General features: G+C 61.3%; 18 protein-coding genes. 9 read left to right on the plus strand and 9 right to left on the minus strand.

The window, feature by feature from the left end:
- The first annotated feature begins 83 nt into the window (after nucleotides 1-83).
- Genes LB554_RS26995 through LB554_RS27015 form a run of 5 tightly spaced genes read left to right on the plus strand, consistent with a single transcriptional unit; the run spans nucleotide 84 to nucleotide 4,652 of the window.
- Nucleotides 84-1,169, plus strand: a complete 1,086-nt coding sequence (locus LB554_RS26995; RefSeq protein WP_224587857.1) for a spermidine/putrescine ABC transporter substrate-binding protein — start codon at nucleotides 84-86, stop codon at nucleotides 1,167-1,169.
- Between the two features lie 12 nt (nucleotides 1,170-1,181).
- Nucleotides 1,182-2,042 (plus strand): ABC transporter permease, encoded by an 861-nt coding sequence (locus tag LB554_RS27000; protein ID WP_224587858.1) that lies wholly within the window; start codon nucleotides 1,182-1,184, stop codon nucleotides 2,040-2,042.
- 2 nt (nucleotides 2,043-2,044) lie between these two features.
- The gene (locus LB554_RS27005; RefSeq protein WP_140717309.1) at nucleotides 2,045-2,827 is read left to right on the plus strand and encodes an ABC transporter permease; all 783 of its coding nucleotides are present in this window, start codon (nucleotides 2,045-2,047) and stop codon (nucleotides 2,825-2,827) included.
- On the plus strand, nucleotides 2,824-3,888 hold the full coding sequence (locus LB554_RS27010) for an ABC transporter ATP-binding protein (protein ID WP_224587859.1): 1,065 nt from the start codon (nucleotides 2,824-2,826) through the stop codon (nucleotides 3,886-3,888). The genes LB554_RS27005 and LB554_RS27010 overlap by 4 nt, the downstream gene beginning before the upstream one ends.
- Nucleotides 3,889-3,890: 2 nt before the next feature.
- Nucleotides 3,891-4,652, plus strand: coding sequence for an MBL fold metallo-hydrolase (locus tag LB554_RS27015; RefSeq protein ID WP_224587860.1), 762 nt, complete (start codon nucleotides 3,891-3,893; stop codon nucleotides 4,650-4,652).
- Nucleotides 4,653-4,787: 135 nt separating this feature from the next.
- Here the strand turns inward: LB554_RS27015 and LB554_RS27020 are convergent, their stop codons facing one another.
- Nucleotides 4,788-5,711 carry a hypothetical protein gene (locus tag LB554_RS27020; RefSeq protein ID WP_224587861.1) on the minus strand — a complete coding sequence of 308 codons (924 nt, stop codon included), beginning with the start codon at nucleotides 5,709-5,711 and terminating at the stop codon, nucleotides 4,788-4,790.
- Nucleotides 5,712-5,995: 284 nt separating this feature from the next.
- On the opposite strand from LB554_RS27020, the gene LB554_RS27025 reads away from it, so the two are divergent.
- Together LB554_RS27025 and glf are read left to right on the plus strand one after the other, a co-directional pair.
- Nucleotides 5,996-6,880, plus strand: a complete 885-nt coding sequence (locus LB554_RS27025; protein ID WP_224587862.1) for a hypothetical protein — start codon at nucleotides 5,996-5,998, stop codon at nucleotides 6,878-6,880.
- A gap of 15 nt (nucleotides 6,881-6,895) precedes the next feature.
- Entirely contained in the window at nucleotides 6,896-8,080 is a 1,185-nt protein-coding gene (gene glf / locus LB554_RS27030; RefSeq protein WP_015318020.1) for a UDP-galactopyranose mutase, read from the plus strand.
- Nucleotides 8,081-8,213: 133 nt separating this feature from the next.
- Here the strand turns inward: glf and LB554_RS27035 are convergent, their stop codons facing one another.
- A complete protein-coding gene (locus LB554_RS27035) occupies nucleotides 8,214-8,435 on the minus strand; it encodes a hypothetical protein (RefSeq protein ID WP_083883050.1) in 222 nt (73 codons plus the stop codon).
- Nucleotides 8,436-8,741: 306 nt separating this feature from the next.
- Between LB554_RS27035 and LB554_RS27040 the strand changes: the two genes are divergently transcribed.
- Together LB554_RS27040 and LB554_RS27045 are read left to right on the plus strand one after the other, a co-directional pair.
- Nucleotides 8,742-9,515, plus strand: a complete 774-nt coding sequence (locus LB554_RS27040) for an NAD kinase (protein ID WP_041163462.1) — start codon at nucleotides 8,742-8,744, stop codon at nucleotides 9,513-9,515.
- Nucleotides 9,516-9,707: 192 nt separating this feature from the next.
- Complete coding sequence (locus LB554_RS27045; protein ID WP_181171181.1) at nucleotides 9,708-11,291, plus strand: DEAD/DEAH box helicase; 1,584 nt, start codon at nucleotides 9,708-9,710, stop codon at nucleotides 11,289-11,291.
- 151 nt (nucleotides 11,292-11,442) lie between these two features.
- Here the strand turns inward: LB554_RS27045 and LB554_RS27050 are convergent, their stop codons facing one another.
- The 7 genes from LB554_RS27050 to LB554_RS27080 form a co-directional block, all read right to left on the minus strand.
- Nucleotides 11,443-12,048 (minus strand): hypothetical protein, encoded by a 606-nt coding sequence (locus LB554_RS27050; protein ID WP_224587863.1) that lies wholly within the window; start codon nucleotides 12,046-12,048, stop codon nucleotides 11,443-11,445.
- A 253-nt stretch (nucleotides 12,049-12,301) separates the two neighbouring features.
- Nucleotides 12,302-12,952: an OmpA family protein gene (locus LB554_RS27055; protein ID WP_015318025.1), complete on the minus strand. Its 651-nt coding sequence runs from the start codon at nucleotides 12,950-12,952 to the stop codon at nucleotides 12,302-12,304.
- Between the two features lie 133 nt (nucleotides 12,953-13,085).
- A complete protein-coding gene (locus tag LB554_RS27060; protein WP_015318026.1) occupies nucleotides 13,086-13,454 on the minus strand; it encodes a GFA family protein in 369 nt (122 codons plus the stop codon).
- Nucleotides 13,455-13,568: 114 nt separating this feature from the next.
- The gene (locus LB554_RS27065; RefSeq protein WP_015318027.1) at nucleotides 13,569-13,937 is read right to left on the minus strand and encodes a hypothetical protein; all 369 of its coding nucleotides are present in this window, start codon (nucleotides 13,935-13,937) and stop codon (nucleotides 13,569-13,571) included.
- A 585-nt stretch (nucleotides 13,938-14,522) separates the two neighbouring features.
- Nucleotides 14,523-15,654, minus strand: a protein-coding gene (prfB, locus tag LB554_RS27070; RefSeq protein ID WP_015318029.1) for a peptide chain release factor 2 whose coding sequence is annotated in 2 segments (ribosomal slippage) — nucleotides 14,523-15,587 and nucleotides 15,589-15,654 — 1,131 coding nt in all. Because the reading frame shifts where the segments join, the coding sequence is not laid out codon by codon here.
- 124 nt (nucleotides 15,655-15,778) lie between these two features.
- A complete protein-coding gene (locus LB554_RS27075; protein WP_140720555.1) occupies nucleotides 15,779-18,223 on the minus strand; it encodes a penicillin-binding protein 1A in 2,445 nt (814 codons plus the stop codon).
- 214 nt (nucleotides 18,224-18,437) lie between these two features.
- Complete coding sequence (locus tag LB554_RS27080) at nucleotides 18,438-19,715, minus strand: N-acetylmuramoyl-L-alanine amidase (RefSeq protein ID WP_224587873.1); 1,278 nt, start codon at nucleotides 19,713-19,715, stop codon at nucleotides 18,438-18,440.
- Between the last annotated feature and the right edge of the window lie 189 nt (nucleotides 19,716-19,904).

Raw genomic sequence — 19,904 nt, forward strand, 5'->3', positions numbered from 1 at the left:
CTTGCCACAAAAACAGAATTGACTCAATTTTAGAATTGGTTCAATTTTTTGCAAGAAGCCACAAAGGCAAGGGAGAACACTCGATGTCCGTCAAATCCGGCAATCCGCTTTCCGTCCTGAAGCGCCAGATGCACGCTGCATGTGCCGCCACGGCATTGCTGCTTGCGGCGGGCAGCCTCGCCGAAGCCGCCGATCTCAACGCGCTGATCTGGTGCGACCATTCCGATCCTGCGCTGCTGCAGCCTTTCGAGGAGGCCAACAACGTCAACGTCAACGTCAAGGAATTCGAAGGCACCGGGGCTGGGCTGGCCATCATCGAGCAGTCGCAGCCGGGCGACTGGGATGTGATGGTGATCGATAGCATCGACGTGCCGCGCGGCGTCGAGAAAGGCCTGTTCGAGCCGCTGCCGGAAGACAAGCTGCCGTTCGCCGATCTCTTCCCGCAGGTGAAGATGGACGGCTCGACCATTGTCGGGGGCAAGCGCTACGGCATCACCGAAAAGTTCGGTTACAACACGATCGGCTTCAACAAGACAAAGGTCGATCCGGCGGACATGCAATCCTTGGCGTCGCTGACATCAGACAAGTACAAGGGCAAGGTCGCCATCTACGATTATTATCTCCCCGTCATCGGCATGGCGGCATTGGCCATCGGCAAGAAGACGGCCGATCTCACGGAAGCCGACCTGCCCGCGCTCAAGGAAGAGCTGCTCAAGATGAAGGCCAATGCCAAGCTGGTCGGTGAAGTCACCGCCAGCCAGACGGCGCTGGCGACCGGCGAGGTCGACATATTGGTCGGCGGCGGCGAATGGGTGACGGCAGGGCTGGCCAAGGAAAACCCGGCGCTGGACTTTTCCATTCCAAAAGAAGGTGCGGTGCTGTGGTCGCAGTCGCTCGCCATGTTCAAGGATTCCAGGAACAAGGACACGGCGCTGAAATTCATCCAGTACATACTGAGCCCCGAGGGCCAGGCACGGCTCGCCACCTCGTCCTGTTACTGGGGCATGCCGTCCAACACCAAGGCCGCATTGACCGACGACCAGAAAAAGGTCCTGCGCTTCGACGAGCAGCCCGGCTTCCTCGCCCGTGCGCAGGCCTATCCGGCGCCGAGCGCCGACCTCGACAAGAAGATGCAGGATATGTGGACCGAAATGCTGCAGGCCAAGTGAGCCGATACGCTGATGAGCGCCGCGGGAAACAGTGAGGGCGCGCGGACAGGCCGTACCCTTCCCTGGGCGCTGGTCACACCGGCACTTGGCTGGACGCTTCTCTTCTTCGTGCTGCCCTTCGTCGCCATGGGGCTTTCGAGCTTCACCGCGCAGGAGGGCGGCGGGGGCACCCTGTCCAACTACAGCCAATTCTTCACCAACCCCGCCTACTGGCAGGCGATGGTGAACTCGCTGCAGGTCACCGCCATCGTCACCGTGGTTTCCGTGCTGCTTGCCTATCCCTTCGCCTGGATTCTGGCCGAACAGGTTCCTGAACGCTGGCAGCGGCTGGCGCTGATGCTGGCCGTGCTGCCGTTCTGGACCTCCTATGTCGTGCGCTCCTACTCCTGGCTGCTGGTGCTGGCGCAGAACGGCGTCATCAACCGGGCACTGACTGGCATTGGCGTGGTCTCCGAACCGCTGCAGCTCGCCAATACGCGCCTGGCCACCGTCACAAGCTTCGTGCATTTCTTCGTCATGCTTTTGACGCTGACCATCTTCGCCAATCTGAAGCAGCTCAGCCCCAGTTACCGCAAGGCCGCCGCCGATCTCGGCGCCGGACCGGTGCGCACCTTCCTGCATGTCATCCTGCCATTGACCTTGCCCGGCATCATGGTCGGCGCTTTTCTCACTTTCGTGCTGTGCATCGGCGACTACATCACGCCGCAGATCCTCGGCGGGAACAACGAGCTTCTGATGCCGCAGCTGGTGATGATGCAGATCGGCCGGCGCGGCGATTTTCCATTGGCCTCGGCGCTGTCGATCATCCTGATGGCGGTCGTGACCATCGCCTATCTCGCCTGCGCCCGCTGGCTAAAGATCGAGCGGACCTGATCATGCGCAGCATTGGCCGCATCGCTTCCTGGATTTACGCGCTTGCCGTCTACGGCTTCATCTTCCTGCCGGTCGTCGTGCTGGTGCTGTTCTCGCTGCAGTCGACGTCCTTCCCCATCCCCCCGTTCACAGGCCCATCGCTGCGCTGGTACGAGGCGGTTCTTTCCGATAACCGGCTGACTTCGGCGCTGGCCAATTCGCTGCTGGTCGCGGTTCTTTCCTCGGCCGCAGCCGTCATGCTCGGCTTCCTGTCGGCCTGGGGGTTCGCGCGCTTCGTCCTGCCAGGCTCGGGCCTGCTGCGCGGTTTGATCACCTTGCCGCTCACCGTCAGCTATCTCATCATCGGCATGGGGCTGCTGGTGCTGTTCAACTGGGCCGGCGTGCCGAAATCTCTGCTTGCCGCCGGGATCGGCCATGTGGTGATCAACCTGCCGCTGTGCTTCGCCATCATCTACAGCCAGTTAGGCGACCACCAGATCAACATCGAGCGCGCCGCGCGCGACCTCGGCGCGCCGGAATGGAAGGTGCTGCTGTTGATCACCGTGCCAGTCATGGCGCCGGCCATTTTCGCCGGCTTCTTCCTGTCGATGACGTTCTCCTGGGACGAGTTCGTGATCTCCTTCCTGCTGACGCGCTTCGATACCACGCTGCCGGTGGAAATCTGGAACCTGCTGCGCTCCGGCCTCAACCCCAAGACCAATGCGGTCGGTTCGCTGGTCTTTGCCGTCTCGATCGTGCTGGTGGTGTTCTTCGAACTGACCTTGCTGCGAAGGAAATCGGCATGAACGCGCCCCTGGTCGATATCCGCGACATCTGGCACCGCTTCGGCCAGCATCCCGTGCTGAAGAATGTCTCGCTGACGATAGCGGCCGGCAGCTATACGATCCTGCTTGGACCATCCGGTTCCGGCAAGACGACGCTGCTCTCCATTCTCGGCGGTTTCGTCAATCCGAGCGAAGGCAAGGTTCTCATCCGCGGCCAGGACTGCACCTCGGTGCCGCCCGCCAAACGCCCGACGACGACGGTGTTCCAGGATTATGCGCTGTTCCCGCATATGAGCGTCGGCGGCAATGTCGGTTTTGGGCTGCGCATGCAAGGTGTCGATGGAGCGACGCGGGCAGCAAAAGCGCGCGATGCGCTGGCCCTGGTGGGCCTCGCCGCCGCCTTCGACAAGAAGCCGCACCAGCTTTCCGGGGGCCAGCGCCAACGCGTGGCGCTGGCGCGCGCCCTGGTGATCGAGCCGGCGGTGCTTCTGCTCGACGAGCCGCTCGGGGCGCTCGACCTGAAACTGCGCCGCCAGATGCAGGACGAACTGAAGGCGATCCAGAAGCGGGTCGGCACCGCCTTCATCCATGTCACTCACGACCAGGAAGAAGCGATGGCGCTGGCCGACCATTGCGTGGTGATGAATGACGGCCGCATCGAGGACGAGGGGCCGCCCGAGCGCGTCTATGCGAGGCCGGCGACGCGTTTTTCCGCGACCTTCATGGGCGAGAGCACGATTCTTGCCGGCACTGTCATCGAGTCCAGTGACAGGACGAGCACCGTCACGACACCGGTCGGACCGGTTTCCTTATCCAGTGCCTTGCCGTTGGGGTCTACTGCCGCACTGGCGATACGCCCTGAGCACCTTGTGCTTGGCGCTGCGTCGGCTGGCACGAAGCTCGGCGAGGCTGATGTGAGCGACGTCGTTTTCCAGGGCAGTTTCAAGCGCGTGCTGGCGACCTCCGTCGAAGAGCCTTCCCTGCGGTTCATCGCCAAGCTGCCGGCGACCTCCATCGTCCATGCGGGCGACAGGGTCGCGATTTCCTGTGATACCGACCAGATCATCTTGCTGACGGATTGAACATGAGCACGCTTGCGGTCATCGACGCACCGGACTGGTACGAAAAAATCCGCATGGCCGACGGCATCACGCTGATCCACGAGCCATGGATAAAACCGTTCTTCCGCTGCAATATGTGGCATGTGCGCGGACGCGACCGCGATCTCCTGTTCGACACCGGCCTCGGTCATTTCAGCCTGCGCGCCCATGTGTCCCTGGTGAGCGAGCGCAAGCTGACCTGCGTTGCCAGCCACACGCATTTCGACCATATCGGCTGCCACCATGAATTTTCCGATCGCTGCGTGCATTCGGCCGAAGCGGCAATCCTGGCCGATCCGCGCAACGAATGGACCGCTGCCGGCACCTATGCGACAGAAGAAATGTTCGATGGCATGCCGCGGGGCTGGGACACGGCGTGCTATCGCATCCAGCCCGCGCCGGCCGACCGTATGCTCGCGCATGGCGACATCATCGATCTCGGCGACCGGGCCTTCGAGGTCGTCCACACGCCAGGCCATTCGCCGGGCGGCATTGCGCTCTACGAGAAGAAGACCGGCATCCTGCTGTCCGGCGACATCATCTATGATGGCCCGCTGATCGATGATGTCTACCACTCGGACATACCAGATTACATGGCGACGCTGCTCGCCATGCGCGATCTCGACGTCTCGGTCGTCCATGGCGGCCATTTCTCGAGCTTCGGCAAGGTGCGCTACCGCCAGTTGATCGACGAATATCTCGAACAGAAACGTCAGGCCGGCTGCCATCTGCGGCAGCGCCCTTGAGGGCTGAGTTACGGCATCAAGTCGAAATGGCGTGGGAAGGCCTGGGCGGCACGAGCCCGTCACCACCCCTCGCAGTGCGCTGATGGTGACACAGTGGGCGACCGGCTCGCGACACGAACGGCCGGAGCCAGTGCGTCACTCGGGAATGGGTGCCGGAAGCGAGATTGTATAGCGCGGTGGCGCCGATCCCCTGCGGCGTCTCCTCCATTGCCTCAGCTGCTCCCTCCAGCCGACTGGCGGTTTTTCGTAGACAGGGGGAGCCAGGCCGGCGAGCTCATAATAACCTTCGAGAATGTTGGTGCGCAGTAACTGGCGTTCCTGTGTATAGAAGCTGAAATGCGCGACGAGCAGGTCACCGAAAATCTTGCCCGGCCGGTCCAGCTTGGCCGGAAGCGTCGCCGACAACCACTCTTCCTCGTCGCCACGCGGTTGAAAGTGCTCTCCGAGATCGACAATGTCCGATCCGAAAAAACCGATTGCGTTGATCGAAAAGCGTGACAGCCTGATCTCCCGGTCCGGCACGCGAAAATCCTGGAGCCGATTGGAGCGCACAGCTTCAATGAACACCGGGTGTAGGGCCTGCGGAAAGGTCGCATGCGCCCAGGAGAATTCGCATGACGCCTGACAGGTAAGCGGGCCATCCACCCGCACCCTGGAAAGCTGCTTGATCAGCGAATTGCAGATTGCGTTGTTGACGATCAACGGAGCGTACCAGATGGCCGATCCCCTTTCGGCCATGACCCTTGCCATGAATTTTCGAAAGAAGCCGTCCTCGACAAAAACTACATCGTCGTCGAGGCGTAGGTAGAAAGCACCGGGATCGTCGCAGAAGCGATAGAAATCGCCGATGACGTTGATCCCGCCATCGGCATGTGGAACCCGCTTGATCTTGCAACGCGGATCGGAGGCCGCCAATCTTTGTAGATAGGCCCGGTCAGCCTCGTTGCGACAGTTGTCCCAGAGGTGCCACTCATGCACATCGAGGTTTTTCAAAACATGATGGCCAAGCAGACGCAGATATTTCTCACGACCGGCCGGGGTGACAACGATCAGTTTCATAGAATTCCTGGTTCCTGTAAAATCAGAGTCCCGTACATCAGCGAATCTTGATTATCAGAACGCTCGTTCGGGCAATAGCTGTTGACATGACAGGCCCCTGCCCCATTGGATTCGCCTCAAAACACGACGAATCGTCATGACGTTTAAATACACCCGCTATGCCGGCAAGACATCGTGCTCAGGTAACGCCAGGAGATCTTCCTCATGCCCTTCGCATTCAACTTGCTTTCGTGTAGGGCTCGCCGAGGACCCGGATTGAGGGTATGAGTGTCGGAAGCAGGACTTTGACGAACACCACACACCGCAATCTCGTGATAGTCAGGGCAGGCGACAAATCTCTCCATCGTGGATGGGGGGCGGACGATCCCAATTGTGAATTTGATTTGATCGTCAGCTACTTCGGAAGTGATCCATCTGCGTTTCGGCTGCCGCTTGAAAACCGAGTCGACTACAAGGGCGGCAAATGGGATGGCATCCATGCTCTGCTGAGCCAACAGCCCGAACTTCTTGACCGCTACCAGTATGTCTGGCTGCCGGACGACGATCTGGAAGCAGACCGGGCGACCATCGAGGCGATGTTCGCCAACATGCGCCGGCTTGGCCTCCATATCGGCCAGCCGTCACTGACGCTGGACAGCTATTATTCCCACCTCCCGTTCCTCCGCTGCAGGAGCTTCGAGTTTCGCCTGGTAGACACGATCGAGATCATGGCCCCCTGCCTGAGAGCCGATGTAGCGGCCAAGATGCTGCCTCTGTTCAAACACTCCATGAGCGGTTTTGGTCTGGACTTGTTGTGGACCAGGCTTGCCGAAGAAAACCGTGGAACATCTGCCGTGTTCGACGCCTTGCCGGTCCGCCACACCCGGCCGGTGGGAGCTCACCTGAAAACAGCGATGCTCGAGTCAGGAAGAACGCCCGACAAGGAATATCGCCAATTGGCGTCGCAATATGGATTTGGCGAGCTTTTTCCATTGTCCTATGAGGCCGTCGATCGAAAAGGCCGGCGCTGGCGGTCGAAATCGATGATCGGCCTGCGTATGGTGGCCGACTATCTCTTGGACAGGAAAGCCTTTCGCCAGGCGAATCGATTGAGGGAATTGTTATGGCGCCTTCTGCGCAGGCAGTATTCCAAGTCCGTCGACCTGTCCCAAATAATTCTCAAGCCCTAAGGTTCGGATACGCGAATGGACAGGACCCTGCTGGGCAAGGCCGAAATCCTCATTGTCGGCGCTGGTTTTTACGGTGCAACGCTTGCCGAGCGCATCGCCACGCAACTCGGGCGACGCGTGCTGGTAATCGACCGGCGCCGGCACATCGGCGGCAATGCCTACACCGAACAAGATCCTGTCACCGGTGTGGAGATCCATCGCTACGGGCCGCATCTGTTCCATACATCCAACGAGGAGGTCTGGAATTACCTGCGTGCCTTCACCGGTTTTACCGCCTATCGCCATCGTGCATTCTCGACATATCGCGACAAGGTCTATCCGCTGCCGATCAACCTTGCCACGATGTCCCAGTTCTTCGGCAGGCGGCTAAGTCCGGACGAGGCACGCGACATGATTGCCGAGCAGGCGACGGAAGTTGGCGACCGTCCGCCGGCCAATCTTGAGGAGAAGGCGATCTCCCTGGTCGGCCGCCCTCTCTACGAGGCCTTGATCAAGGGTTACACCGCCAAGCAATGGCAGACGGATCCGCGCGAACTGCCGGCGCAGATCATCGCGCGCCTGCCGGTTCGCTACACATTCGAGGACGGCTATTTCAACGACCGGTTCCAGGGCCAGCCTGTGGACGGCTACACGGCGATCTTCGAAAAGATGCTGGCGCAGGAGCTTATCGAAACACGGCTTGGCATCGACTTCTTCGACATCAAGTCCTTGCTGCCGAAGGACCTGCCGGTCGTCTACACCGGGCCGATCGACCGCTACTTCGACTATAGCGAAGGCGAACTCGGCTGGCGAACCATTGATATCGATCTGGAGGTCATGGACACGCCGGACCATCAGGGCACGGCGATCATGAACTACGCGGACGAGGCCGTGCCTTATACCCGCGTGGTCGAATTCCGGCATTTCAACCCGGAGCGCCAGCACGGGAGCGCCAAGACGCTCATCGGCCGTGAGTATTCCCGTTTCGCAGGCCGCGCCGACGAGCCTTATTATCCGATCGACACGCGCAAGGATCAGGCGGTCTATCGCCGCTATCTCGACCGGGCGGGTGCGGAGAAAAACCTGCACCTCGGGGGACGGTTGGGAACCTACCGCTATCTCGATATGCATCAGGCGATCGGCGCCGCCCTTAAGGTCTTCGAAACCGTGCTCGAGCCCTATTTCGCCGGTCGGCTCGATTCCGTCTCGCGTTCGACATGACGGGCCGGGTTCTGAAGCCGCAAATCTCCGGTTTTCAGGTCGTCGCCGCCGATTTGCCATCGGCGGCTATCCGCTTCCTGAACCATTCGAAAGTACGCCGGATCCCCTGGTGCGGATCGATGCGGTGTTTGACCTATAGCGCCCTTTGCGGGCAAGGCATGCCGGCGGCATCGCCGCAACGCGACGCCGTGGGGATCGGCCTAGCGCTCGTTTCTTCCGACTGGCGCACCAGTTCTGCGAAGACAAGCGCGAAACTTCCCAACATGAGAAAGACGATGATCAGGCGTGCTACCGGCAATATGTCGGCCTCGTCTGGCTGGCGCATATCCCCTGGCATCGAGAACCGCGGGTTCATGCACGCATATCTGAACTGCCGCAGCGTCCTTTGCGTCCCGAAGTGGCAAGGTAGTGCTGCGGGCGCCCCACGCCACCCCATGCCGGCTAACATGATCGACCCGGCTTTACGAGAGCTTAAGCCCTGCCTTAACCATCACATTCGCTCGCGCCGTGACATCAACCGCGACCGGCTGGTGCGGCGGCACTGCCGCACCCTCGTCTCATGGGCTGACAGAGGCTCTCTTTGCAGACCTGCCTGCCCCATGCTACCCCGGCGCTGGCGCGCCAGAACCTGCCGGCGCCAATCGGTCGCGATCGGGGAGCCATGAGCACAGCCACCAACAGCATCGCCTTCGTCTCGTCCGACACAGCAGACGCCAAGGCGGCGCTGGATAGCCTGTCGGCGCGCTATGGCCAATGTTCGGTCGCCGAGGCGACCGTCGTGGTGGCGCTGGGCGGCGACGGCTTTCTGCTGCAAACATTGCGCGACACGATGGGTACGGGAAAAAAGGTCTACGGCATGAACCGTGGCACCATCGGCTTCCTGATGAACGAATACCGGTCCGGGGGGCTCACCGAGCGCATCGCGGCGGCGGTCGCCGAAACGATCCGCCCGCTGGAGATGCTGGCAACCACCTCGGATGGCGAACACGTCACGGCACTGGCGATCAACGAAGTGGCGCTGTGGCGCCAATCCTACCAGACGGCCAAGATCCGCATCAGCATCGATGACCAAATACGGCTCGAGGAACTGAACTGCGACGGCGTCATGATCGCGACGCCGGCCGGATCGACCGCGTATAATCTTTCCGCGCACGGCCCGATCCTGCCTCTCGACGCGCCGCTTTTGGCGCTCACGCCGGTCAGCCCGTTTCGTCCGCGACGCTGGCGCGGCGCATTGCTTTCCAACAAGGCGACCGTGCGCTTCGACATTCTGGAGTCGGAAAAGCGGCCGGTGAACGCGGCCGCCGACCACACGGAGGTCAAGGCGGTGACCTCGGTCACGGTGCGGGAATCGCCAACGGCCACCGCGACTTTGCTGTTCGATCCCAACCACTCCTGGAACGAACGCATCCTGGCCGAACAGTTCCGTTACTGAGCCGGCACAGTGACAGGAGGCCGGATTAAGCATCGCGATTAAGGTTACAACTTCACAATCGCGCCAATCCTACCCGTTTCTGTTGACAAATCGCGGGCTTGCGCCTAATCGCAATACCAATCTTGCAGGCGCGTGGCGCTTGCCGCGACGAATGACGTTGCGCTTCCCCGAACCAGCCAAAGACAGCAACACTTGTCCTCAGACACGACGATCGCTCAAGAAGCGTTGACCTTTTCAGACCTCGGCCTGTCGCCGAAGGTGCTTTCCGCAGTCACCGATGCCGGCTATCTCCAGCCGACGCCGATCCAGGCTGGTGCGATCCCGCACGCCTTGCTCGGCAAGGACGTGCTGGGCATTGCCCAGACCGGCACTGGCAAGACCGCATCCTTCGTGCTGCCGATGCTGACCCGGCTGGAAAAGGGCCGTGCCCGCGCCCGCATGCCGCGCACGCTGATCCTGGAGCCGACGCGTGAGCTTGCCGCGCAGGTCGAAGAAAACTTCGTCAAATACGGCAAGAACCACAAGCTCAACATCGCGCTGCTGATCGGCGGGGTGTCGTTCGACGAACAGGACAAAAAGCTGGAGCGCGGCGCCGATGTGCTGATCGCTACGCCTGGCCGTCTTCTCGACCATCGCGAGCGCGGCAAGCTGCTGCTCAACGGCGTCGAGATCCTCGTCATCGACGAGGCGGACCGTATGCTCGACATGGGTTTCATTCCCGATATCGAGCGTATCTGCGAGATGATCCCGTTCACCCGGCAGACGCTGTTCTTTTCGGCGACCATGCCGCCAGAGATCACCAAGCTGACGGAAAAATTCCTGCATGCGCCGGTGCGCGTCGAGGTCTCCAAGGCCGCTTCGGCGGCCACCAACATCATCCAGCGGTTGGTCAAATCGGGCTCGAAGCCTTGGGACAAGCGTGAAACGCTGCGCAACCTGATCAAGGCCGAGGATGCGGAGCTGAAGAACGCGATCATCTTCTGCAACCGCAAGATCGAGGTTTCGGAGCTGTTCCGCTCGCTGCTGAAATATGATTTCGATGCCGGTGCGCTGCATGGCGACATGGACCAGCGCGCGCGCATGCAGATGCTGGCCAATTTCCGTGACGGCAAGCTGCGCTATCTCGTCGCCTCGGATGTCGCCGCGCGCGGCCTCGACATTCCCGATGTCAGCCATGTCTTCAACTACGACGTGCCGATCCATGCCGAGGACTATGTCCACCGCATCGGTCGCACCGGCCGCGCCGGACGCTCCGGCAAGTCCTTCACCATCGCGACCAAGTCCGACACCAAGTATATCGACGCCATCGAACGGCTGATCGGGACCAAGATCGAGTGGCATGACGGCGACCTGTCGACGGTGGTTGCCAGCGAAGGCGAGGACGATGCTCCGCGCCGCGGCAAAGGCGCGCCACGCCGCGCCGGCCGCAAGGACGAGGACCGCAACGACAGGGGCGGGCGCAAGAAGAGCGGCGAGCGTCGCGGCAGACACAGCGAGGAAGATGCCTCGGCCGTGGTTGCTCAGCCGCAGGAGCAGCCCGATGTGGCCGAGACGGCCGATATTGTCGAACGGCGCGCCCGCAAGGATGCAATCCGCTCGGAAAACACCGAGCGCAAATCGTCCGACCGCAATGAGCCGCGCGCCCCTGAGCGCGGCGACACCAGGCCGCAGCGCAGCAACAACCGCCCTGCCCGCCACCATCAGGAAGACAACGACGCCACGGTCGGCTTCGGCGACGACATGCCGGCCTTCATGCGCATCGTCGCCAAGGTCTGATTCCAGCCAGCAAGCCGCCTAGCCGGCTTGCCTTCTTTTTTGCCCTGCAGCCGACAGCAATTCGAGGAAAAGCCGCGTAGCGCTCTTCCGTCGCGAATTGCGTGGAAACAAGCAGGTGGGGCGATTCAGGCGAACGCTGATCCGCTCCAGTTCACATCGGCCCGGACATCATCTTGGTCGGTTTTTCCAGCATCGGAAACTCGGCCTTGTTGCATTTCACCCTTGGGTTCGTCGGACTGAACATGCCGTTCGGATTGTCATCGAGCCAGGCGTGAAGATCGTAGTGGACGAACTCCTTCGGGATGAGCGGATAATGTCCCTCCATCGGGCCCATGAAGGTTTGACCGAACAGCTTCGGCGGCGCCTTGATGTCCGGGGTTAGCGGCACCAGCCATTCCACGCCGACCAACTTCAGGCCTTTCTTGGTCGGCTCGTAGATCAGGACGTTGGGCTTCATCGGGTCGAGTTTCTGGCCGACGCTTGGAACGTTGACGAAGTGGATGCCCATGGCGCCTTTCGGATAGTCCATGGAGCCGGGTATCTTTTCTCCGCTGTAGTAGACGCAGCCGACCGTCGAGAGATAGAGATCGCGGACGGCGGCGGTGTAGTCCTGATATTTGGCGAGCGATTTTTTCAACGCGTCCATGTCGGCCTTGTTGGCGTCCTCGGCATGAGCCGTGGCGAGGCCCAACCATGCACCTACAACACCTGTCAAAGCGAGGACGCCGCAGCGCCCAAGGCTGGCTGTTCTTGTCATGCATTCCTCCCAGATTTCTGATCTGGCCGTGCAAGACCGAGGCGGCGGCAAAGTCGTTGATTGCGCGGCCGATTAAACCGCCCCATCCCCTTTGGAACGCGGCAATGCTAATCCTTTCCACGGCTGCGGAAAAGAACTTATTAGATATTGCTAATTTTATTTGACTGCTGTCACGAAACTGGCACCGCCAGTATACGCCTGGATGAAAACGGCCCCCATTGGGGGCCGTTTAGCGTGACAAACACGGCCCTGCTCAGGTGAGCGGCGAAAGCTGGATCTCGACGCGTCGGTTCTGGGCCCGGCCCTCGGCCGTGGCGTTGGAGGCGACGGGCCTCGTCTTGCCAAATCCGGTGACGGCGAAGCGGCGCTGGTCGACGCCCTGGCCGGACAGATAATTGGCGACCGCCAGGGCACGGCGCTGCGACAGGTCGAAATTGTGCTGGTCGCCACCGGTCGAATCGGTGTGGCCGAAAACGTCGACCGTGGTCTGCTTGAACTTCTTCAGCACCAGCGCCACCGAATTCAGCACCTGGTAGAAGCCGGGCTTCACCGCGTCCTGGTCGGTGTTGAAGGTGATGTCGGACGGCATGTTGAGGATGATCTGGTCGCCGCTGCGGGTGACGCTGACGCCGGTGCCCTCGAGCTGCCGGCGCAGTTCCGCCTCGTTCTGGTCCATAGTGGCGCCAATGGCGCCGCCGGCCAGCGCGCCGATGCCGGCGCCGATCAAGGCATTGCGGCGGTCATTGCCGCCGGCAAGCAGACCAAGGCTGGCACCGGCCAGAGCGCCAAGGCCCGCGCCCGCCGCCGTGTTCGAAATCTTCTGGTCGCCCGTATACGGATCGGTGGTGGTGCACGCGGTCACGAGCAGAGCCGTCGCCATAACGACGAGCACGGTCTTCTTCATAGGATGGTCCCTCTCCAAGTCACGCCTTACGATGGCGCCAAATCAGCCCTTGCCGCGACTTGTAGCATGAAATGCGGCGAAAAACGGAACGGGAAAAGCGCCTGCCGATTATCCAGTTGGCCGCCCGGTGTGGCTACCAGAGATTCTTGCCGTCAATGACCACCACTTCGACTTTATCGAGATCGAAATCATCGAAAAGCCGCGCGTTGACGCTGATCTTCGGATTGTCGAAATCCGGCTCGCCGGTCGACCAGTCCGGCGTTTCGGTGAAGGTGCCGCAGCCGCAGGTTGCGCAAAAACCATGCTTTACGGTTTTTGAGCCCCACTGATAAAAGGAAACATTCTTCAGCGGCGTGACGAGCTTGAACTGCGATGGGGTATAGTAGGCCCAAAGCGAGCCGCGTTTCGAGCAGAACGAACAGGTGCATTGCGTCACCGTCTGCGGCGCTTCCGACACCTCGAACATCGTCGCCTTGCAGTGGCAGCTTCCCTTGATGGCCATGAATATCACCTCTCCATTGTCCGCCGCCCAAGCGGCAAGGCACCATAAAGAAGCGATCCTGACAACTGGCCGTCAGCAGCCTTTGCGCCAATGCACTTCAACTGTCGGCGCGTCTCAAAATGAGCGCGGCGGCACGAACAGGCATATAGTCTTGCCGGCATCGAGACCGGCCTGATGCGCGCACCAGTGAAATTCGCCGTCAGGGCTGTCCTTGACGCGCTTGTCCGTCATCGGAACGACTTCGCCGGTACCGGCAATCACGTAGCCTTCGGGCTTTTCCAGCACTTCGCCGGTGTGCGTGGCACGACAGTCATAGTTGGCGCAGCAGGCGAACGGATAGCTCCAACCCTGCGGCTTTGCCGCCGTGGGCTTGGCATCATGAGCAAAGGCCGCTGGCGCGAACATCGCGACGGCAAACAGAGAAAACATAAGTCGGCCGACCGGTTGAACGGCTCGGGCCGATCTGGGCGTGGCAGCAGACATGGGACGTTCCTTTCGAGCGTCAAGCTTTTCGCCTGCCCGTTCCCGGAACGTGTCTTCCCAGTGGCCGGATCATCAGTCGCAGATATGCCGCGTCCGGCCATAAATGCTTTTTGTCTCCCAGCATTCGGATGCTGGGCTGATTCCTTGGTCGGCGCAAGAAGCCGCTGCGCCAGATATGGGCGCACGCCATAACACACTGCTACCGCTGACGAGATTCAAGCCAGGTAAGTTCCCGGCAGGCGGGGCATGCAAACAACGGGATTGGCCCGGAGTGGTTCCAGCCGCTCAAATCCAATCACATGCTCTTGATTGCCGGTGACAGTGCCGACGATCGTCCGCAAAGGAAAATCAGCCACCCTGCAGCCGAAGAAGGTATAAGCAGCCGGCCGAACGGCGAACATGCGCCGCGCTCGCTTTGGGAGGAAGAAAAGCCCCTTCCCGCACCAGAGCGATATGCCGAGTCGGGACCCAATCACCACGAACTTGTCGCGCCGCACCGGCGAACACTTGAGACCAACACCGGGCGCCGCACGACAATACGTCCGCTTTTGCGACCGGCTCGCGATCATTGCCCGCGCAAGCAGCCTAATCCAGATCCGCCACCGCTTCGCCCGCGCCGCCCTCGATGCGTTGCGATAGCGAAGCTTCCATGAAGTCGTCGAGGTCGCCGTCGAGCACGCTCGAGGGGCTGGTGCTTTCGACACCGGTGCGCAGATCCTTGACCAGCTGATAGGGCTGCAGCACGTAGGAGCGTATCTGGTGACCCCAGCCGATGTCGCTCTTCGATGCCTCAGTGGCATTGGCCACCGCTTCGCGCTTCTTCAGCTCTTCCTCGTAGAGGCGCGAGCGCAGCATTTCCCAGGCCTTGGCCTTGTTCTTGTGCTGCGAGCGTTCTGCCTGACAGGCGACCGCGATGCCGGTGGCGATATGGGTGATGCGCACAGCCGAATCGGTGGTGTTGACGTGCTGGCCGCCCGAACCCGATGAACGATAGGTGTCGATGCGCACGTCGGATTCAGAGACGTCGATCTCTATCCTGTCGTCGACGACAGGATAGACCCAGACGCTGGAGAAGGACGTATGACGGCGCGCATTGCTGTCATAGGGTGAGATGCGCACCAGGCGGTGGACGCCGGATTCGGTCTTCATCCAGCCATAGGCATTGTGGCCCTTGATCAGCAAGGTCGCGGACTTGATGCCCGCCTCTTCGCCGTCATGCACTTCCAGCACCTCGACCTTGAAGCGGCGGCGCTCGGCCCAGCGCGTGTACATGCGCAACAGCATCGAGGCCCAATCCTGGCTCTCGGTGCCGCCGGCGCCGGCATGGATTTCGAGATAGGTGTCGTTGGCGTCCGCTTCGCCCGAGAGCAGCGTTTCCACCTGTCGGGCCTTGGCCTCGCCCTGCATCGAACGGATCGCGGCTTCGGCTTCGGCGACGACGCCTTCGTCGCCCTCTTCCTCGCCGAGCTCGATGAGACCGATATTGTCTTCCAGCGCCTGGGTCAGGCCCTTGACCGCCGCGATGCCTTCCTCGAGGCCCTGGCGCTCGCGCATCAGCTTCTGCGCTTCCAGCGGTTCGTTCCAGAGACTGGCGTCCTCGGCCCGCACGTTCAGGTATTCAAGCCGCTTTATGGCCTGATCCCAGTCAAAGATGCCTCCTCAGCAGGGTTATCGCCTGCCTGATCTCGTCGACGATATTCTGCGTTTCCGCGCGCATGGCCTGATGTTTTGTCCTGTTGCTGAAATGACGCTTCGGTCGGCGCGATACATAGGGACGGTGCCGCCATGTGTAAAGCGAAATGGGCCAGCCGGAGGCTGGCCCAACTGGACGCGTGAATTCGTCAGTAAAGGCCGCCGCCGCCGTCCTGGATGGCCTGGTTGGCCTGCGGCGACAGCGCGCCGCCCGAGGCGTTGGAGCCATCGGCACCCATGCCGATCACCCAGTAGCTGTCAGCGGGGCCGGTGCCCGGCTTGAAAGCCTCGATGATGGTGCCCGCATCGCCCGAGGAGGAGCGCATGCCGGTCTTGCGGTTGATGGCGATCAGGTTCATGCCGTCAGGCACCTTGAAGTCGACATTGGGCGTGCCGTCCAGCGCCACACGCATGAAGTCCTTGAAGATCGGGGCGGCAAGACCGCCGCCGGTGGCGCCGTGGCCGAGGCCGCGCGGCGTGTCGTAGCCCATGTAGAGACCAACCACGAGGTTCGGCGTATAGCCGATGAACCATGCGTCCTTCTCATCGTTGGTGGTGCCGGTCTTGCCGGCGATGTGGCGGCCAAGTTCCCCGATTGTGGCGCCGGTGCCGCGCTGGACGACGCCTTCCATCATCGAGGTGATCTGGTAGGCGGTCATCGGATCGAGCACCTGCTCGGAATTGTCGACCAGTTCCGGCTCCGGCTGGTTTTTCCATTCAGGAGCGTTGCAGCCTTCGCAGCCACGTTCGTCCTGCTTGAACACGGTCTTGCCGTAGCGGTCCTGGATACGATCGATCAGCGACGGTTTGATCGACTTGCCGCCATTGGCCATGATCGAATAGGCCGAAACCATGCGCATGACGGTCGTCTCGCCCGAACCCAGCGCCATCGGCAGATATGGCGCCAGATGATCATAGACGCCGAAGCGCTCGGCATATTCGACGACCAGCTTCATGCCCATGTCGTTGGCAAGCCGCACCGTCATCAGGTTGCGCGACTTCTCGATGCCGGAGCGGAGCGTTGCCGGCCCGGCGACGGTGCCGTCATAGTTCTTCGGCGTCCAGGTGGTGTTGCCGCTCTGGATGGTGATCGGTCCGTCCATGATCACCGAGGCCGGAGTATAGCCATTGTCGAGTGCGGCCGAATAGACGATGGGCTTGAATGACGAACCCGGCTGGCGCATCGCCTGGGTGGCGCGGTTGAATTCGGACTGCGAATAGGAGAAGCCGCCGACCATGGCCAGCACGCGGCCGGTGTGCGGATCCATCGCGATCAGGCCGCCTTCCACCTCGGGAACCTGGCGCAAGCTGTAGGTATTGTCGGAGCCGTCGTTCTTCTGGACGAAGATGACATCGCCCGGCTTCAGCACGTCGGCCGGCGACTTGGCCTTGACTGTCTTGCCCTCGACCACATGGCGCATGGCAAAGCCCATGTCTTCCTTGCTGACGGTGCCTTCGACGCGTTCCTTCACGATATCGCCCGACGCCTGGCGTGCGGGCTGCAGGCCGATCGACAGCCCGGACGCCGAACTGTCGAGCACGACGGCCAGCGACCACTCGGGAACGTCTTCCAGTCCCTTGACGGCGCCCAGCGGCACACCCCAATCGCCGGAGACATCGATCGTCTTCAACGGCCCGCGATAGCCACGCAAAGTATCGTATTTCATCAATCCATTCTGCATCGCCTTGCGGGCGATGAGCTGGACCTTCGGGTCAAGGGTGGTGCGAATCGACAGCCCGCCCTCATAGAGCGCGTTCTCGCCATAGCGGGCGATGATCTGCCGACGAACCTCTTCCGTGAAATACTCGCCGGCGAAAAGGTAGGAACCGCTGCGGCGCGGAGCAACGCCAAGCGGCTCGGCCTTCGCCTTTGCGCCCTCTTCAGGCGTCACGTAACCGTTCTCGACCATCTGGCCGATGACCCAGTTTCGCCGTTCAATTGCGCGGTCGGCGTGCTTGAAGGGATTGTAGTTGGCCGGACCTTTCGGGAGCGATGCCAGATAGGCGGCCTCGGCCACGGTCAGCTCGTTCACCGATTTATCGAAGTAGGTCAGTGCCGCACCGGCAACGCCATAGGCGTTGAAGCCAAAGAAAATCTCGTTGAGATAGAGCTCGAGGATACGATCCTTGGAATAGGCCTGTTCGATGCGGAACGAGAGGATGGCCTCCTTGACCTTGCGTTCCAGGGAACGCTCGTTGGTGAGCAGGAAGTTCTTGGCAACCTGCTGGGTGATCGTCGAGCCGCCCTGCATGGGGCCACCCGAAACGTAAGTGATAACCGCTCTGCCCAATCCCGTTATATCGACACCGGGGTGGCTGTAGAAGTTCTTGTCCTCAGCCGACAGGAAGGCAGCCTTGACGCGATCCGGGATAGCCTGGATCGGCAAATACAGGCGCCGTTCCCGCGCGTACTCGGCCATCAGCGCGCCATCCGAGGCATGGATGCGGGTGGTCACCGGAGGCTCGTACTTTGCAAGCACTTCGTAGTCAGGCAGATCCTTCGCTACATGGCCGATGTAGAGGGCAACGCCCGCCGCGGCCAGGAGGGCCAGCGTCGTGCCTATGCCGAAGAAATAGCCAATGAGACGAATCATACCCGCTCCAGTCCTTGGTTCGGGAATTTCCTAAACGAAGCCGCCTTTCACGCAAGCTTTCGAGCCGGTCCCAACCCGTAATCGAAAACCCATGTCGCCACCATGTGGACAAAATACGGCAAGGCCTGATTTCGCAGCCGCAAGCCCGAAATAAAAGCGCAGGGTGTTGTCATCGCGCAACGCCGCCTCTGGTTGCAGGCGCCGCCGGGCATTGTCAACCTCCGGTTCCAGCCCCGGCACGCGCGGAAGCGAACAATGCCACGGCATTGGTGATGCTTTGCGCTGCCTTGCCGCGCCACTCGGCGTCAAGCAGTTGCGCCTCGTCCTTGGCATTGGAGAGATAGCCGAGCTCGACCAGCACGGACGGCACGTCGGGGGCCTTCAGCACCTTGAACCCGGCCGAACGCTGCGGATTGTTGATAAGACCGACGCTGGTCGACAGCTGACCGACCAATGTGTGGGCAAAACTCATCGAGAAGGTGTGCGTCTCGCGCCGGATCAGGTCGATCAGGATGTCGGTCACTTCCTTGCTGTCGTTCTTGATGACCATGCCGGCGAACTGGTCGGACAGGTTTTCACGGTCGGCCAGCGCCTGCGCTTCCGGATCGGAGGCCTTGTCGGAGACGGTATAGACGGTGGCGCCGCGGATGCCCTTGACGCTGATCGTGTCGGCATGAATCGAAATCAGAAGATCGGCCTCATGCTGGCGGGCAATGCGGACGCGGTCGTCCAGACGCAGATATTCGTCGGTATCCCGGGTCATGAAGACATCGTATCGGCCGGCGGCCGCGAGTTTGTCGCGCAGCTCGGTGGCAAAGGCCAGCGTGACGTTCTTCTCGATGGTGCCGTTCAACCCTTCGGCACCGCCGTCTATGCCGCCGTGGCCGGGGTCGATGACGACGGTGAATCGGTGGCCTGGATTGGAGACAGGCCCGGTTCCGACCCGGCCGCCCTTGTCGGTCGAAACCGTGGAACCGGTCGTCAGCGCCTGATTGGCAAGAGCGGCGTCGAACTCACGTTCGGAGGCCGCCGACATGTCGACGGCAAGGCGGTAGCCGGTTCCGTCCTCGTTCTTGAGCACATCGAGCTTGTCGACGGCGAACGGCCCCTTGCCGGTGAGGATCAGTCGCGAGACGCCCTCGCCGAGCTCGCCGAGCCGCACGCCCTTGACCAGGCCACGCGGCTTCAGATCCTTGGCATCGATGGCAAATCGGGTGTTCGCAAGATCGATGACAAGGCGATTGGGTCCGCGCAGCAGGAACCATTTGATGTCAGGCTCGCGATCGAAATCCATGACGATGCGCATCTTGGTGGCATCGCCGGCCATTTTGTAGCCCTTGGCCATGAGCGGAGCGTCGGCCGCATTGGCAACCATGGAAAAGGCTACAGGGGAAAAGACTTGGGAAATCGCCGCCAGCAGCAGGAGACAGAAGGCACGGAGAACCTGGCCGCCAACACGACATCCCTTGTCTGTGAAGTCCGCCAGTCCCATCTTTCTTCCAGTCGCTCCCGGTTTGGCGCCAGGCGCCGGTTCGTTTCGTCAACATGCCGGTTAGGCCGCGAGCTCGATTAACGATTGGTATCCAGAGAAGGTTAACCAAGCCTTTTCACGCAAGGACGGGGCCAGGCTTACGCTACGGAACTGCTTTTTGCCGGCATCGGAAATCGGGGTTGCCTTCCA

It is taken from the genome of Mesorhizobium sp. CO1-1-11, from assembly GCF_020164995.1.
GTDB lineage: Bacteria > Pseudomonadota > Alphaproteobacteria > Rhizobiales > Rhizobiaceae > Mesorhizobium > Mesorhizobium australicum.

Excerpts from the sequence above, each read along its gene's own strand:
- glf (WP_015318020.1), top strand. The coding sequence starts at position 6,896 with ATGGACAGGACCCTGCTGGGCAAGGCCGAAATCCTCATTGTCGGCGCT.
- LB554_RS27020 (WP_224587861.1), bottom strand. The coding sequence starts at position 5,711 with ATGAAACTGATCGTTGTCACCCCGGCCGGTCGTGAGAAATATCTGCGT.
- LB554_RS27040 (WP_041163462.1), top strand. The coding sequence starts at position 8,742 with ATGAGCACAGCCACCAACAGCATCGCCTTCGTCTCGTCCGACACAGCA.
- LB554_RS27005 (WP_140717309.1), top strand. The coding sequence starts at position 2,045 with ATGCGCAGCATTGGCCGCATCGCTTCCTGGATTTACGCGCTTGCCGTC.
- LB554_RS27055 (WP_015318025.1), bottom strand. The coding sequence starts at position 12,952 with ATGAAGAAGACCGTGCTCGTCGTTATGGCGACGGCTCTGCTCGTGACC.
- LB554_RS27080 (WP_224587873.1), bottom strand. The coding sequence starts at position 19,715 with ATGGGACTGGCGGACTTCACAGACAAGGGATGTCGTGTTGGCGGCCAG.
- LB554_RS27060 (WP_015318026.1), bottom strand. The coding sequence starts at position 13,454 with ATGGCCATCAAGGGAAGCTGCCACTGCAAGGCGACGATGTTCGAGGTG.
- LB554_RS27050 (WP_224587863.1), bottom strand. The coding sequence starts at position 12,048 with ATGACAAGAACAGCCAGCCTTGGGCGCTGCGGCGTCCTCGCTTTGACA.
- LB554_RS27000 (WP_224587858.1), top strand. The coding sequence starts at position 1,182 with ATGAGCGCCGCGGGAAACAGTGAGGGCGCGCGGACAGGCCGTACCCTT.
- LB554_RS27075 (WP_140720555.1), bottom strand. The coding sequence starts at position 18,223 with ATGATTCGTCTCATTGGCTATTTCTTCGGCATAGGCACGACGCTGGCC.
- LB554_RS27015 (WP_224587860.1), top strand. The coding sequence starts at position 3,891 with ATGAGCACGCTTGCGGTCATCGACGCACCGGACTGGTACGAAAAAATC.
- LB554_RS27065 (WP_015318027.1), bottom strand. The coding sequence starts at position 13,937 with ATGTCTGCTGCCACGCCCAGATCGGCCCGAGCCGTTCAACCGGTCGGC.
- LB554_RS26995 (WP_224587857.1), top strand. The coding sequence starts at position 84 with ATGTCCGTCAAATCCGGCAATCCGCTTTCCGTCCTGAAGCGCCAGATG.
- LB554_RS27035 (WP_083883050.1), bottom strand. The coding sequence starts at position 8,435 with ATGAACCCGCGGTTCTCGATGCCAGGGGATATGCGCCAGCCAGACGAG.
- LB554_RS27010 (WP_224587859.1), top strand. The coding sequence starts at position 2,824 with ATGAACGCGCCCCTGGTCGATATCCGCGACATCTGGCACCGCTTCGGC.